The 14,035-nt window shown below is 52.9% G+C and carries 13 protein-coding genes and 4 tRNA genes; 7 read left to right on the top strand and 10 right to left on the bottom strand.

Annotation, left to right across the window (positions count from 1 at the left end):
* Nucleotides 1-15: 15 nt before the first annotated feature.
* Nucleotides 16-1,191 (bottom strand): acyl-CoA dehydrogenase, encoded by a 1,176-nt coding sequence (locus Q3O59_RS03420; protein ID WP_305944235.1) that lies wholly within the window; start codon nucleotides 1,189-1,191, stop codon nucleotides 16-18.
* 116 nt (nucleotides 1,192-1,307) lie between these two features.
* Between Q3O59_RS03420 and Q3O59_RS03415 the strand changes: the two genes are divergently transcribed.
* Nucleotides 1,308-2,132 (top strand): LysR family transcriptional regulator, encoded by an 825-nt coding sequence (locus Q3O59_RS03415; RefSeq protein WP_305944234.1) that lies wholly within the window; start codon nucleotides 1,308-1,310, stop codon nucleotides 2,130-2,132.
* A gap of 215 nt (nucleotides 2,133-2,347) precedes the next feature.
* Here Q3O59_RS03415 and Q3O59_RS03410 read toward each other — a convergent pair.
* The 4 genes from Q3O59_RS03410 to Q3O59_RS03395 form a co-directional block, all read right to left on the bottom strand.
* Nucleotides 2,348-2,424: transfer RNA gene (locus Q3O59_RS03410), tRNA-Pro, on the bottom strand.
* A 15-nt stretch (nucleotides 2,425-2,439) separates the two neighbouring features.
* Nucleotides 2,440-2,515: transfer RNA gene (locus Q3O59_RS03405), tRNA-His, on the bottom strand.
* A gap of 28 nt (nucleotides 2,516-2,543) precedes the next feature.
* Nucleotides 2,544-2,620: transfer RNA gene (locus Q3O59_RS03400), tRNA-Arg, on the bottom strand.
* A 114-nt stretch (nucleotides 2,621-2,734) separates the two neighbouring features.
* Nucleotides 2,735-2,811 (bottom strand) — tRNA-Pro (locus tag Q3O59_RS03395).
* A 244-nt stretch (nucleotides 2,812-3,055) separates the two neighbouring features.
* Between Q3O59_RS03395 and folD the strand changes: the two genes are divergently transcribed.
* Nucleotides 3,056-3,916 carry a bifunctional methylenetetrahydrofolate dehydrogenase/methenyltetrahydrofolate cyclohydrolase FolD gene (gene folD / locus Q3O59_RS03390; protein WP_305944233.1) on the top strand — a complete coding sequence of 287 codons (861 nt, stop codon included), beginning with the start codon at nucleotides 3,056-3,058 and terminating at the stop codon, nucleotides 3,914-3,916.
* Between the two features lie 333 nt (nucleotides 3,917-4,249).
* On the opposite strand, the gene Q3O59_RS03385 is transcribed toward folD, so the two are convergent.
* Both Q3O59_RS03385 and cysS read right to left on the bottom strand, forming a co-directional pair.
* Nucleotides 4,250-5,821 carry a methyl-accepting chemotaxis protein gene (locus tag Q3O59_RS03385; protein ID WP_305944232.1) on the bottom strand — a complete coding sequence of 524 codons (1,572 nt, stop codon included), beginning with the start codon at nucleotides 5,819-5,821 and terminating at the stop codon, nucleotides 4,250-4,252.
* 163 nt (nucleotides 5,822-5,984) lie between these two features.
* Entirely contained in the window at nucleotides 5,985-7,382 is a 1,398-nt protein-coding gene (gene cysS, locus Q3O59_RS03380) for a cysteine--tRNA ligase (RefSeq protein ID WP_305944231.1), read from the bottom strand.
* A 122-nt stretch (nucleotides 7,383-7,504) separates the two neighbouring features.
* Here cysS and Q3O59_RS03375 point away from each other — a divergent pair, with 122 nt between their 5' ends.
* Nucleotides 7,505-7,999 carry a peptidylprolyl isomerase gene (locus tag Q3O59_RS03375; RefSeq protein ID WP_305944230.1) on the top strand — a complete coding sequence of 165 codons (495 nt, stop codon included), beginning with the start codon at nucleotides 7,505-7,507 and terminating at the stop codon, nucleotides 7,997-7,999.
* Nucleotides 7,992-8,729: a UDP-2,3-diacylglucosamine diphosphatase gene (locus Q3O59_RS03370; RefSeq protein ID WP_305944229.1), complete on the top strand. Its 738-nt coding sequence runs from the start codon at nucleotides 7,992-7,994 to the stop codon at nucleotides 8,727-8,729. Before Q3O59_RS03375 ends, Q3O59_RS03370 begins: the two co-directional genes overlap by 8 nt.
* A gap of 39 nt (nucleotides 8,730-8,768) precedes the next feature.
* Here the strand turns inward: Q3O59_RS03370 and Q3O59_RS03365 are convergent, their stop codons facing one another.
* Nucleotides 8,769-8,939, bottom strand: a complete 171-nt coding sequence (locus Q3O59_RS03365; RefSeq protein ID WP_228591255.1) for a hypothetical protein — start codon at nucleotides 8,937-8,939, stop codon at nucleotides 8,769-8,771.
* Nucleotides 8,940-9,016: 77 nt separating this feature from the next.
* Entirely contained in the window at nucleotides 9,017-9,799 is a 783-nt protein-coding gene (gene miaE, locus Q3O59_RS03360; RefSeq protein ID WP_305944228.1) for a tRNA isopentenyl-2-thiomethyl-A-37 hydroxylase MiaE, read from the bottom strand.
* Nucleotides 9,800-10,025: 226 nt separating this feature from the next.
* Between miaE and Q3O59_RS03355 the strand changes: the two genes are divergently transcribed.
* Nucleotides 10,026-10,625 carry a Yip1 family protein gene (locus tag Q3O59_RS03355; protein ID WP_305944227.1) on the top strand — a complete coding sequence of 200 codons (600 nt, stop codon included), beginning with the start codon at nucleotides 10,026-10,028 and terminating at the stop codon, nucleotides 10,623-10,625.
* Between the two features lie 65 nt (nucleotides 10,626-10,690).
* On the opposite strand, the gene Q3O59_RS03350 is transcribed toward Q3O59_RS03355, so the two are convergent.
* Nucleotides 10,691-11,035 carry a Grx4 family monothiol glutaredoxin gene (locus tag Q3O59_RS03350; protein WP_228591249.1) on the bottom strand — a complete coding sequence of 115 codons (345 nt, stop codon included), beginning with the start codon at nucleotides 11,033-11,035 and terminating at the stop codon, nucleotides 10,691-10,693.
* A 278-nt stretch (nucleotides 11,036-11,313) separates the two neighbouring features.
* On the opposite strand from Q3O59_RS03350, the gene sodB reads away from it, so the two are divergent.
* Nucleotides 11,314-11,898, top strand: coding sequence for a superoxide dismutase [Fe] (sodB, locus tag Q3O59_RS03345; protein ID WP_228591247.1), 585 nt, complete (start codon nucleotides 11,314-11,316; stop codon nucleotides 11,896-11,898).
* 209 nt (nucleotides 11,899-12,107) lie between these two features.
* Nucleotides 12,108-14,030: a PrkA family serine protein kinase gene (locus tag Q3O59_RS03340; RefSeq protein ID WP_305944226.1), complete on the top strand. Its 1,923-nt coding sequence runs from the start codon at nucleotides 12,108-12,110 to the stop codon at nucleotides 14,028-14,030.
* Nucleotides 14,031-14,035 lie beyond the last annotated feature (5 nt).

The raw sequence follows: 14,035 nt of genomic DNA, 5'->3' as shown, positions 1-14,035 counted from the left end.
TTGCCGTCAGCGCTGTTAAGCAAAGGCCTGCAGGCCGGTCTGAGCACGCCCCAGGATCAGTGCATGCACATCGTGAGTTCCCTCGTAGGTATTGACCGCCTCCAGGTTCATCAGGTGGCGGATGACATGGTATTCATCGGCAATGCCGTTGCCACCATGCATATCCCTGGCCTGGCGGGCGATTTCCAGCGCTTTGCCACAGGAATTGCGTTTAATCAATGAAATGGTCTCCGGTGCCAGGGTGCCGGCATCCATCAGTCGGCCGGCCTGCAAACAACCGAGCAGGCCCAGGCTGATGTCGGTTTGCATATCGGCCAGTTTCTTTTGCACCAACTGTGTCGCTGCCAGGGGCCGGTTAAACTGCGTTCGGTCCAAGGTGTACTGACGGGCCGCATGCCAGCAGAACTCGGCCGCGCCAAGCGCGCCCCAGGCAATGCCGTAACGAGCCTTGTTCAGGCAACCAAAGGGACCTTTGAGCCCACTGACATTGGGCAATAAAGCGTCTTCTCCGACTTCCACCTGATCGAGCACGATTTCGCCGGTTATGGATGCACGCAACGAAAACTTGCCTTCAATTTTCGGTGCACTCAGACCTTTCAACCCTTTTTCGAGCACAAAACCACGGATTTCACCATCCAATTTGGCCCAGACCACAAAGACATCGGCGATCGGCGAGTTGGTGATCCACATCTTGCTGCCATTGAGCAGATAACCGCCAGCAATTTTTTTAGCGGTGGTACGCATGCTGGCCGGATCCGAGCCGGCATCGGGTTCAGTCAGGCCAAAACAGCCGATCCACTCACCAGTAGCCAATTTGGGCAGATATTTTTTGCGCTGCGCTTCAGTGCCATAAGCATGAATGGGGTGCATCACCAGTGAGGATTGCACACTCATCGCGCTGCGATAGCCGCTGTCCACCCGCTCCACTTCACGGGCTACCAAGCCATAACAGACATGATTGACACCAGCACAACCGTATTCTTCCGGTAAGGTTGCTCCCAACAGACCCAGCTCACCCAACTCATTCATAATGGTACGGTCGAAATCCTCATGGCGATTGGCTTCTAAAATGCGAGGCATCAGGCGCTCCTGACAGTACTGATACGCACTGTCGCGGATCATCCGCTCTTCTTCGGTTAACATCTGGGACAAATGGAAAGGGTCTTGCCAATCAAAAGGGGCTCTGCTCATGCTGGGGCTTCCTTAAAAAACAGTTCAGTTGCTAGCCAGATTAGCCAGCCTTGATGTAAAGTTAAAATATATTATTTTGGTATCTGGTATAGCTTTTACCTATGGACATACGCCATTTGAAGTACTTTGTTGCCGTCTATGAGCAAGGCAGTGTCAGCGCGGCATCACGGCAGTGCTATGTCGCCCAGCCGTCGCTGTCGGCTGCCATTCGTCAGCTGGAAGAGCAGCTTAATGTCAGCTTGTTTGTCCGCCAACCCAAAGGGGTTACCCCAACCGAGGATGGGGAACGGCTCTATGGTCATGCCTGTCGCTTGCTCAGTCAGTTTCAGGCGCTGCAACGCTCTTTTACCGCTCCGGTCAATAAAATTCGTTTTCGATTGGGCTTAAGTCGGGCGCTGGGGGTGGAGCGAATGAGTGACTTGTTGCGTCAGTTCAGCCAGCAAGTGCCAGGTCTGGAGTTGCAACTGGTGGAGCCCGATGCCGCTTGCGATGCCCGCATTATTGCCCCGGAGCAGCTTAAAACTGGCGAGAAGTTTCAACCGATGTACCACGATCAATTTCAACTGGCAATGCCGGCCGGCCATCCGCTGGCTTTGCAACAACGCATTCAACTGCAGGATTTTTCCGGCCTGGCACTGATTAAACGCACCCCCTGCGAAGCCTGGCAGAAGTTGTATCCCGAACTGGTGCGTCAAGGGATACAGCCGGATATCCGCGCCGATATTCATACCATTGAGTACGCCCTGGGCCTGGTATCGGCCGGAGTGGCTTGCGCCCTGGTGCCGGATTTTGAGCAACTGCATCAACGGCAGGATTTGCTGCTGCGCCCCATTGCAATGGCCGGGCTGGAGCGGCGAATAGGACTGGCATACAGCCCGGTGCAGGCTAGCGGACCGGCTCTTGAAACTTTACTAAGGCTTTGTCAAAAAAGCATGGCGTGAAAGAATAATTTCAGCAAGTAAGGTACTAACACCATCGAGGCTGGGGTGGGTGGACTTTTTCCGGAAACCTGACACGCCCGGACGGCGTGTCAAGAGCGCCCAGGGATGGGTTCACAGCGTGTTCCGGAAAAGATCCAGCCAGCCCGGCCGTGCTACGAAGAACATAGCAAGCACGAATAACTAATAATTTGAATGATAGAAAAAGAGAAGGGAAATGGTCGGTGATGCAGGATTTGAACCTGCGACCCCTTGGACCCAAACCAAGTGCGCTACCAAGCTGCGCCAATCACCGACATTTCGAACGAGTTGGGGTGGATGATGGGGCTCGAACCCACGACAACCGGAATCACAATCCGGGGCTCTACCAACTGAGCTACAACCACCACAGTATAAACTTGCCTTGCACCCAAATGGCGCGCCCGATAGGATTCGAACCTATGACCCACGGCTTAGAAGGCCGTTGCTCTATCCAACTGAGCTACGGGCGCACATGTCAAACGCCTACGCGGGAGAAAATTAGTGGTCGGTGATGCAGGATTTGAACCTGTGACCCTTAGGATCAAGAGTACCCAAACCAAGTGCACTACCACCACGGTAAATATTGGTCGGTGATGCAGGATTTGAACCTGCGACCCCTTGGACCCAAACCAAGTGCGCTACCAAGCTGCGCCAATCACCGACAGTGCTGCATCGCTGCAACGGGGCGGAATATTAACGCCCGGACGATGGATCGTCAAACCTTTTTTTTGTCCAGGCCTTTGATTGCTGCTTATTTATACCAAGCCATCAAATAGGATGAAAATCCTTAACTTCAAAGCTTGGACAGTTACGAGTAGCTTGTTCGCTTGGATCAACCCTGTGCATCTGGTCATCCTGCGATGGGTATGAGAAAATAACAGCATCTACTAAGATTGAGAGAAGCTATGACCGCCCAATTGATCGATGGTAAAGCCGTCGCCAAGTCCATTAAAGATCAAGTCGCCGCCAAGGTACAACAGAGAATTCAGCAAGGCAAGCGGGTGCCTGGCTTGGCCGTGGTGCTGGTGGGTCAGGATCCGGCCTCCCAGGTCTATGTAGGCAGTAAACGTAAAAGCTGCGATGAGGTCGGTTTTCGCTCTTTTTCCTACGACTTACCCGCCGACAGCTCTGAGCAGCAACTGCTGGATTTGATCGACCAACTCAATCAGGACGCAGAGGTCGATGGTATCCTGGTGCAATTGCCTCTGCCAGCCGGGCTGGACGCGTCGCGGATTTTAGAGCGGATTCATCCCCACAAAGACGTCGATGGTTTTCATCCTTACAACATTGGGCGCTTAGCTCAGCGGATGCCGGCACTTCGCCCCTGCACGCCCAAGGGCATTATCGCCCTGCTGGAAAGCACAGGACACCCCATTAAAGGCTTGCATGCCGTGGTAGTTGGAGCTTCCAACATCGTCGGTCGCCCAATGGGACTGGAGCTGTTGCTGGCTGGTTGCACCACCACCATCTGTCATCGCTTTACCCGCGACCTGGAATACCATGTGCGTCAGGCCGAGCTGCTGGTGGTTGCCGTAGGCAAGCCCAACTTTATTCCGGGTGAGTGGATCAAGCCCGGTGCTCTGGTGATCGATGTTGGCATCAACCGGCTGGAAACTGGCAAGCTGGTCGGTGATATCGGCTTTGATGCCGCTGCCCAGCGCGCAGCTTTTATCACACCCGTTCCAGGCGGTGTTGGCCCAATGACGGTTGCCTGCTTAATTGAAAATACCCTGGAAGCCTGCGAGCGCTATCACGAGCACGCTTAATACTAGGGCGTGTTGACCTTTGCTGTTTAGATTTTGTTCGCTCTGGCGGCGCTTTGATCGCGAAACGAGGAGCGTAGTTTAGTGATTCTAAATGAGTGACGAGTGACAAAGAGCAGAGCGTCGCCAGACGAACCCTTCGGGCAGCGCTTGGCTGGCATTTCTACTGCGTTAAAGCTTGTTTCATGTAGAATAACTACACCTTACAACCTTTGCCTTGTATAAATACCAGCCAAGCGGCTGCAAAAACAAACAGCAAAGGTCAACACGCCCTAGACAGACCGCCATAAAAAAACCGCAGCCTGTTGGACTGCGGTTTTTTATGCTCAGCCTGCTCTAGTGGCTACGACTAAAGCGCCGCACCAGGTCTCTTAAATCATTGGCCGTATCCTGCAGCCGGAACACACTTTGCGCTGCCTGTTCGCCTTTGCCTGTGCTGTCGTGCCCCAGCTCTGAAATACTGACCACCTGACGGTTGATATCATCGGCCACATGCGCCTGCTGCTCCACCGCTGTCGCCATTTGCATCGCCATAGCGGCAATGCTGTTAATGGCCTGACTGATGCCATCCAGCATTTTTTCGGCATCGGCCACCATGGCAACCCCTTTTTCGGCATCGCCTTTGCCGCTTTCTGCCACTTCTACTGCAGCATCAGCTTTGCGGGTAAGCTCAGAAATAATGCCGTGAATGTCCTTGGTCGACTCGGTGGTACGGGCTGCCAGTTGCCGAACTTCATCGGCCACCACAGCAAAGCCCCGACCTTGTTCGCCGGCACGAGCCGCTTCGATGGCAGCATTTAATGCCAGCAAGTTGGTTTGATCGGCAATCTGCTCAATGATCTGCGCAGCTTTAGCAATGCTGCCAGTTTGCGCCGCCAACTCCTGCACCGAATTGCTGATTTGATTGACCGATTGCTGCAAGTGCACAATGGCACTGCGGGTCTCGCCGGCAATTTGCTGACCGGACAGCGCCAGTTTATCGGCGTCCTCGGCCTGAGAGGCCGTTTCCTGCACGTGCACCGACACTTCAGCAATGGTGGTGGTCATTTCATTCATTGCTGTCGCTACCTGTTCGGTTTCCTGCTGCTGACGACCAATTTGGGCGATGGCCTGCTCCGAAGTCGATTTGGCATCCATAGAGAAATCTGACACCCGCTCTGCTGCGTCTTCTATTCGGGTCAGTACCGTGTTTAAATGCGCCTGCTCGGCTAAAATGGCCACCTCGAACCGGGCCTCAACCCCTGTTGCATCGCTGTAGGATTGCATCGCCAGAGGATCACGAAAGGCTTGTGGTAAGAGCTCGTCCAGACGGCTCAAACGTCCGGCGCACTGCCACTGCGCAATGGCATACACCAGCACAGAAGTGATGGCAAGCGACACTGCAGCAGCACCGGCACCTACCCACTGCCACAATATCAAGCCAAGCAGCAGGGCGATAGCAGGTGCCCAGCTCAGCTCCGCCCAGCGTTTGGCCTGTGCCGCCAGCACGAGCGTATTTTTACCTTCCCGAATGCGTTGGTACAAGGCATCGGCCCGGGCGACATCGTCGCGCTTAGGGCATACCCGGACCGACTCGAAACCCACCACTTTACCGTTTTCATGCACCGGTGTGACATAGGCGTTGACCCAGTAATGATCGCCATTCTTGCAGCGATTTTTTACCAGCCCCATCCAGGGTTTGCCCTGCTTTAAATAGGACCACATCGCCTCATAAGCAGCCGGCGGCATATCCGGATGCCGCACTATGTTGTGGGGTTGGCCGATCAACTCATCACGACTAAAACCACTGATTTCCACAAAAGCATCGTTGCAAAACTGAATGGTGCCTTTGAGATCGGTGGTGGAAATAAGCTTTTGCTCTTTTGGGAAAGTCCGCTCACGTTGCGTGACTGGCTGATTATTGCGCATCGCCATTCCTTTTACAGTGCTTGATTTTTTTGATTTCGAATCAACAGTATACCACCTTTTGGGTAGTTTGCTTTGCCGCCGTACCGATTTAGTGTAGTCCAAATAAAAACAGCCTGCAGTTTGAGCTGAAGGCTGTTGGCAAGAAAGCTACTTTTTAGCGAAGTTAGAGCCGGTGCCAGCTGGTTACGCCGTTTTTATCTTCAACCACGATGCCAAGAGCGGTCAGTTTGTCCCGGGCTGCATCGGCAGCTGGCCAGTTTTTGTCTGCTCTGGCCTGATTACGCTCGGCTATCAGCGCCTCAATTTCAACCACATCATCGGCCTGACTGCCAGCCGTACCGCCACGCAAGAAGGCTTCGGCATCGCCCTGTAAAATACCAAGCACACCGCCCAGCATATGCAGCAAGGTAGCCAGCTCACGAGCTTTTTCCGGCTCGGCTTCTTTGCAGCGGTTGGCTTCGCGCGCCAATTCAAACAGCACAGGCAAGGCTTCCGGCGTATTGAAATCATCGTCCATCGCTTGCTGGAAGCGATCGACATAACCAAAGCTGATGTCATCGGATAAGGCAATTTCCTCGGCAGGCGGCAGCTCTCGCAGTACGTTGTACAACCGGCTTAAAGCCGCATGGGCCTGCTCCAGATTTTCGGTGCTGTAGTTCAGCTGGCTGCGGTAGTGGCTGGATAACAGGAAATAGCGCACCGACTCGGCATTGTATTTGGCCAGAACTTCGCGCACGGTGAAGAAGTTACCCAGTGATTTGGACATTTTCTCTTTATCAACCTGCACCATGCCGGTGTGGATCCAGGTATTGGCGTACTGGGTGCCATGGGCACAAGTCGACTGAGCGATTTCATTCTCATGATGCGGAAACTGCAAGTCCGAGCCACCGCCGTGAATATCAAATTGCGTACCCAAGTGGCAAGCACTCATCGCCGAGCACTCGATGTGCCAGCCAGGACGCCCTTTGCCCCAGGGCGACTCCCAGTTGGGCTCCCCCGGCTTGGCACTTTTCCACAGCACAAAATCCAGCGGGTCGTCTTTGCTGTCATTGACATCCACCCTGGCACCGGCTTGCAGCATGTCGAGGTTTTGTTGGCTTAAAGCACCGTAGTCCTCGTACTTGCTGACATCAAACAGCACATCGCCATCTTTGCTGACGTAGGCATAACCTTTGTTCTGCAAGGTTTGAATTAACTCGATGATTGGCTGCATATGGCCGGTGACGGTTGGCTCGATATCGGCAGGCAGCAGACCCAGGGCCTCGAAGTCTTCGTGCATCGCCTTGGTAAAGCGAGCGGTTAATGCATCGCAACTTTCGTTGTTTTCCGCCGCCCGCTTAATGATTTTGTCATCAACATCGGTAATGTTGCGGACATAGGTGACGTCGTAGCCGGAAAAGCGCAGGTAACGGTTAATGACGTCAAAAGCGACGTACGTGCGCGCATGGCCAATATGGCAGTAGTCGTAGATCGTAATACCACAAACATAAAGCCCCACTTTGCCTTCAACCAATGGCTGAAAGTTTTCTTTTTTTCGGGTAAGGGTATTGAAGATCTGCACTAGGGACTCCTGCCTTTCGATTCGGATGAAAGCGCTAGTTTAGCATCGCCCGGGGCTGTCGCGCTATGTCGCCACCGGCAAAAAAAGGCTACAATGCTGTTTTTTATCCGGAGGAAGATCCCATGGTTCAATTGCACACCAATTTTGGCGTTATCACACTGGAGCTGTTTGCTGACAAAGCCCCTGAGACGGTTGAAAACTTTCTGAGCTACGTTAAAGACGGCTTTTTCGATGGCACCATTTTTCACCGCGTGATCCCGGGTTTTATGATCCAGGGAGGCGGTTTTACCAGCGACATGCAGCAAAAGCCCACCAAAGCGGCCATTAAAAATGAAGCCAACAATGGTGTAGCCAATACCCTGGGCACCATTGCGATGGCGCGGACGTCGGATCCGCACTCGGCTACTTGTCAGTTTTTTATCAATATCGCCGACAACGACTTCTTAAACTTCCGGGCTGAAAACAGCCAGGGCTGGGGTTACTGCGTCTTTGGCAAAGTCAGTGCCGGCATGGAGGTGGTGGAGAAAATTGCAGCGGTGCAAACCGGTCGTCACGGCCACCACGCCGATGTGCCACTGGAAAGTGTGGTCATTGAGCGCGCCGAGCTCAATGGCTAAGCCATACAGCCTCTTTATCGCCGATCTGCATTTAGCGGCCGATCGGCCCGATATCACCCAGGCATTTCTGCGCTTTTTACAGCAAGAAGCCGCTCAGGCAGATGCCCTCTATATACTGGGCGATTTGTTTGAAGTCTGGATTGGCGATGACAACCCCGAACCTTTGCTGGACCAAGTGGCCGCCGGTTTAGCCCAGCTGAGCCAGCAACTGCCGGTGTATTTTACCCATGGCAATCGTGACTTTTTACTGCGTGAGCGCTATGCCCGACGTGCCGGTATGCAGCTGTTACCACCTGCCAATGTCATTGATTTGTACGGTACGCCAACCCTGATCATGCATGGCGATAGCCTCTGTACGCTGGATGTGGATTACCAGAAGTTTCGACGTTGGTGGGATCAGCGCTGGTGGCAGAATCTGATGTTGGCCATGCCGTTGTGGTACCGTCAGCATTTGGCCCGTAAAGCCCGCCGCAAGAGCGCCGCCTACAAAGCAAGCCTGACCGAAGAAGCGAACACCATCATGGATGTGACGCCGGACGAAGTGGTACGGGTGATGAATGAAGCAGGTGTTCGCCATCTGATCCACGGTCATACCCACCGGCCCAAGATCCACCAGGTATCCTTAGCTCAAGGCGACGGCAAGCGGTATGTGCTGGGCGACTGGTACCAGCAGGCCAGCTACCTGAAAGTCAGTGCCGACGACTGGCAACTGTATTTCGAAGAGCTCTAGCTCCCTGCCCTACAGCAACCAACCGTCGGAACTGTGGCGCTAGTTGTAGCCAAGAACAGCCGTTGGTTCCAGCTCGGGGCGCTCACTGAAAGGTTTATTCCCAGCCAATAAGGAGGGTGCCTCACCGAAGTGACGGCGGCTTGGTTGGTAGCTGTCTTTGGGTTGGTTTGAGCTGCGTGCTCTTTCTTGCGGTTGTGGCAATGCATTCATGGTGTATCTCCTTCACCGGTAGCGTATAGAAGCATCTTAATCCATCGATGCTGAAGCTAAGCTTAATCAAAGATTGGTTATTTTTCAAGCAAGGCAGCTGGCACGCCACTGTGAAAACGAAAGGATGCATCCGGTTGCAAAATCAATTGGGCTTCAATGGCTGCCAATTGCTGCACTCTTGGCTCAATGGGCTCGGGGCTAATGTCCGCAGCCAGCTGCAAGTAATCCTGATAGTGCCGGGCTTCTGAGCGCAGCAAAGAGATGTAAAAGCGTTGCAACTCAGGATCGAGTCGCGGTGCCAATGCGGCAAAGCGCTCGCAGGAGCGGGCTTCAATCAAGGCGCCAATAATGAGTTTATCCACCAGCATGGCTGGATCCCGGCTGCGCACATGCCGCAACAACCCCGACGCGTAACCAGCAGCACTGAGCGGTTCAATGGCAATAGCACGCTGACGGATAAAATCGAGCACCTGCTCAAAGTGGTGTAGCTCCTCTTTAATAAGCCGTACCATTTTATCCAGCACTTGCTGCTGCCAGGGCTCAGCGCCTTTGGCACTGAGCTCACCAATCAAGTCATTTTTGCGCTGATGAAACTGACCATCACCCACTTTGCGGTAAACAAAGTCCTCGTAGGGTTTCAACCAGGCCAGCAAGGCTTTGGCCGAAGCATCATCGGTGGCGTAACGGCGGATCAGCAAGGCAGCACTTTGTGCGGCTTTTAACTCGCAATGCATGTGATCAATCAGCAGTGCCGGTAACTGCGCTGGCAAGGCAGCCCATGCCAACCAAGACTCGGGAGTACGGCAGTGCAAAAATTGATGGATGGGGCTTAGTAAGGCAGCAAGCTCAGCAGGTTTCATCGGATACAACAGCAGCCAGAAAAACCACCATTATACCGTTTTAAACACAGCACAACCAGCCGAAGTGCATGCCAGCCTGATCCGGATCAAATTTTGTGCAACATGACTTGACGGCTGCCTCAAATTTGGCCATAACTGAGTTATACCAATGAGGTAGTCTGGTATAGCCCGATTGGTACCAATGAGCCATTTGCTCAAGACGTAGGCAGTGTAAAGGATAATAATTATGATATTGAACCACCTATGGGGACTCTATGCCCACCCGAAAGAAGAGTGGCATACCATCGACCAGCGCCATGAAAGTTTTCGTTACAGCCTGGCGCACATTTTGATTATTGCGCTGATCCCCTCCATCTGTGCCTATTACTCTTCCGTCCATATCGGTTGGAGTATCGGTGTGGGTGATACTATGAAGCTTACCCCGGACAGTGCTTTGATGCTGTCGGTTGCGATGTACTTTGCATTGATTGCAGGTGTCTTTGCTCTGGCCTTCCTGGCACATTGGATGGCCCATACCTTTGGGTCTGAGCCGACATACACCCAAACGCTGGAGCTCGCCGCTTACACCTCAACACCACTCTTTATGGTCGGCTTCGCAGCCTTCTACCCAGAGCTATGGTTTGTGATGGTGGTTGGTCTGATTGGTTTGGCGTATTCCGTGTACCTGCTGTACATCGGAGTGCCGATACTGATGCACATCCCTGAAGAACGCGGTTTCATTTATGCCAGCTCGGTGGTGACTTGTGGTCTGGTGTTGCTGGTCTGTGTGCTGGCTGGTACCGCCATTTTATGGAGTTCCGGCTTCGGCCCTGCCTTTACGCATTAGCGTCTGATTTCACCCCAGTTTAATCATCGTCCAGAGCTTGCTCTGGACGATCTTTTTCACACTTTTTACTCTGAAGCCGGTTCGTTTTGCGCAAACTTGGCCGCCGTTTCTTTGATTAACGGCTGCAGCTCACCGCGCTGAAACATTTCCAGAATGATGTCGCAACCACCAATCAGCTCGCCCTCAACCCACAGCTGTGGAAAGGTCGGCCAGTTGGCATAAGCTGGCAGCTCCGCGCGTATATCCGGGTTCTGCAAAATATCGACAAAGGCAAACTGTTCACCACAGCTAATCAGGGCCTGGGCCGCCTGGGCAGAAAAGCCACAGCTAGGCAGCTTGGGTGAGCCTTTCATATACAACAGAATGGGGTTCTCAGCGATTTGCTGTTTGATTCTATCCAGCGTTTCCATAACATGTCCTCATCTGATTATAGCGTTGCACCTATTGTACCTTGTTCCCGGTGCGAATTCCTCTGGTCCCCCTTGTTTTTCCACCAGCAGACCCAATTTAGAAAGCAGCAATAAGCGTGGCTGCAATCGCCAACAGCGAATGGCTGAACGCTTGATAGCCTCTTGGCTGGCCTTTGCCGCTAGCCGTTGAGATCAAGGGGTTAAAACTTGAGTATTTTACTCGGGTATTGTAGTCTACCCGGTGCAGACACACTTAACAACGTGAATGGAGAATAAAAATGGCTTTTGAACTACCTGCCCTGCCGTACGCGAAAGATGCGCTGGCTCCACATATCTCTGCTGAGACGCTGGAGTATCACTATGGCAAACACCACAATACCTACGTCGTCAAACTGAATGGTCTGATTGAAGGCACGGACTATGCTGGCAAATCGCTGGAAGACATTGTTCGTACATCTGAGGGTGGTATCTTCAACAATGCAGCACAAGTCTGGAACCACACCTTCTACTGGCACTGCCTAAGCCCGAACGGTGGCGGTGAACCAGCCGGTGCGCTGGCCGATGCCATCAACGCCAAGTGGGGCTCTTTTGCCGACTTTAAAGCCGCCTTTAACGACAAAGCGGTTAACAACTTTGGCTCCAGCTGGACCTGGCTGGTTAAAAAGGCCGATGGCAGCCTGGATATTGTCAACACCAGCAATGCCGACACCCCACTGGCCCACGATGGCCTGACGCCAGTACTGACTGTCGACTTGTGGGAACATGCTTACTACATCGATTACCGCAATGCCCGCCCAACTTACCTGGATGCCTTCTGGGCACTGGTGAACTGGGACTTTGCCAGCAAAAACTTTGCCGGCTAACGCAGCGCAGTTACCCCCAAGCCCGGTCAGCTGACCGGGCTTTTTTTGTTCCCGGTTCGCCAGCAGCGTACACAAAAGCACACCCCGCAGTCATTTTTGCACTCGATTAAATGCATCTTTTTTCGATGAATTCTGAGCGAATCCACTTTTTAGTGTCTAACCTTAAGGTAACGGCTTTCCATTTTTTCGTTCGCTGATCGGAGGTGCGTATGAGCATTGTTGAGCACTTTAAGTCCAGATACGAAGCCACCAAGGAAGAGGAATACAGCATTCAGGAGTTTTTGCAATTGTGCAAAACCGACCGCAGCTGTTTTGCCAGTGCGGCTGAGCGCTTGTTGCTTGCCATTGGTGAGCCCGAGCAAGTGGATACCTCGCAAGATCCCCAATTAAGTCGTTTGTTTTCCAACCGGGTGATCCATCGCTATCCGGCTTTTGCCGATTTTTATGGTATGGAAGAGGCCATTGAGCAAATCGTATCTTACCTGAAACACTCGGCTCAGGGGCTGGAAGAAAAGAAGCAAATCTTGTATTTGCTGGGCCCGGTCGGTGGTGGTAAATCCTCTTTGGCCGAAAAGCTCAAGTACCTGATGCAGCAAGTGCCCATTTATTATTTAAAAGGCTCGCCGGTGTACGATCATCCGCTTTGCCTGTTCGATGCCGATGAGGATGGCCAACTGCTGGCCGACGAGTTTGGCATCCCGCGCCGCTACCTTTCCACCATCATGTCGCCCTGGGCCAGCAAGCGCCTGCACGAGTTCAATGGCGATATCAGCCAGTTCCGGGTCGTCAAGCGGCATCCGTCGATTTTGAATCAAATTGCCATTGCCAAAACCGAGCCTGGCGATGAAAACAATCAGGACATCTCTGCCCTGGTCGGTAAAGTCGATATCCGCAAACTGGAGCACTTTGCCCAGCATGATCCAGATGCCTACAGCTATTCCGGCGCTCTGTGCCGTGCCAATCAGGGCCTGATGGAGTTTGTTGAGATGTTTAAAGCTCCCATCAAGGTGCTGCACCCATTGCTGACCGCAACCCAGGAGGGCAACTACAACGGCACCGAAGGGCTGGCCGCTCTGCCCTTTGACGGCATGATATTAGCACACAGCAACGAATCGGAATGGCAAACCTTTAAAAACAACAAAAACAACGAAGCCTTTCTTGACCGGGTCTACATCGTCAAAGTGCCTTACTGCTTAAGGGTCTCCGAAGAGCAAAACATTTACCACAAACTTATTGATCATTCCGAGCTGCGGGATGCCCCATGCGCGCCGGGTACCTTGTCGTCGCTGGCCCAGTTTGTGGTGCTGTCCCGGTTAAAAGAGCCGGAAAACTCCAGCATCTACTCAAAAATGCGGGTGTACGATGGCGAAAGCTTAAAAGACACCGATCCCAAAGCCAAATCCTATCAGGAGTACCGCGATTATGCCGGGGTGGATGAGGGCATGACCGGGCTATCAACCCGCTTTGCCTTTAAAATCCTGTCGCGGGTCTTTAACTTCGACTCCACCGAAGTGGCCGCCAACCCGGTCCATTTGTTCTACGTGCTGGAGCAGCAGATTGAGCGCGAACAGTTTCCGGCCGATATGGCCGAGCGTCTGCTGGAGCACCTGAAAGGCTATCTGATCCCAAAATATGTCGAGTTTATTGGCAAAGAAATACAAACCGCCTACCTGGAGTCCTACTCCGAGTACGGACAAAACATCTTTGACCGCTATGTGATCTATGCCGATTTTTGGATCCAGGATCAGGAATACCGGGATCCCGAAACCGGCCAGTTGTTCGATCGGGCCGCGCTGAACGCAGAGCTGGAAAAAATTGAGAAGCCGGCTGGCATCAGCAATCCGAAGGATTTTCGCAATGAGATTGTCAATTTCGTGCTGCGGGCCAAAGCGAAAAACAATGGCAAGAACCCGGTGTGGACCAGCTACGAAAAACTGCGGACGGTGATTGAGAAAAAAATGTTCTCCAGCACCGAAGAGTTGCTGCCAGTAATTTCATTCAACGCCAAAACATCGACAGAGGATCAGAAAAAGCACGATGACTTTGTCAACCGCATGATGGAGAAAGGCTATACCCGCAAACAGGTCCGGCTGCTGTCAGAATGGTACCTGCGGGTGCGTAAATCGCAATAAACACG

The sequence above is a fragment of the Alkalimonas delamerensis genome, assembly GCF_030717955.1.
In the GTDB taxonomy this organism is placed as follows: Bacteria; Pseudomonadota; Gammaproteobacteria; order Enterobacterales; family Alteromonadaceae; genus Alkalimonas; species Alkalimonas delamerensis.
The sequence above is the reverse complement of the archived record's forward strand: the minus strand, read 5'-3'. Positions and strand labels throughout refer to the sequence as shown.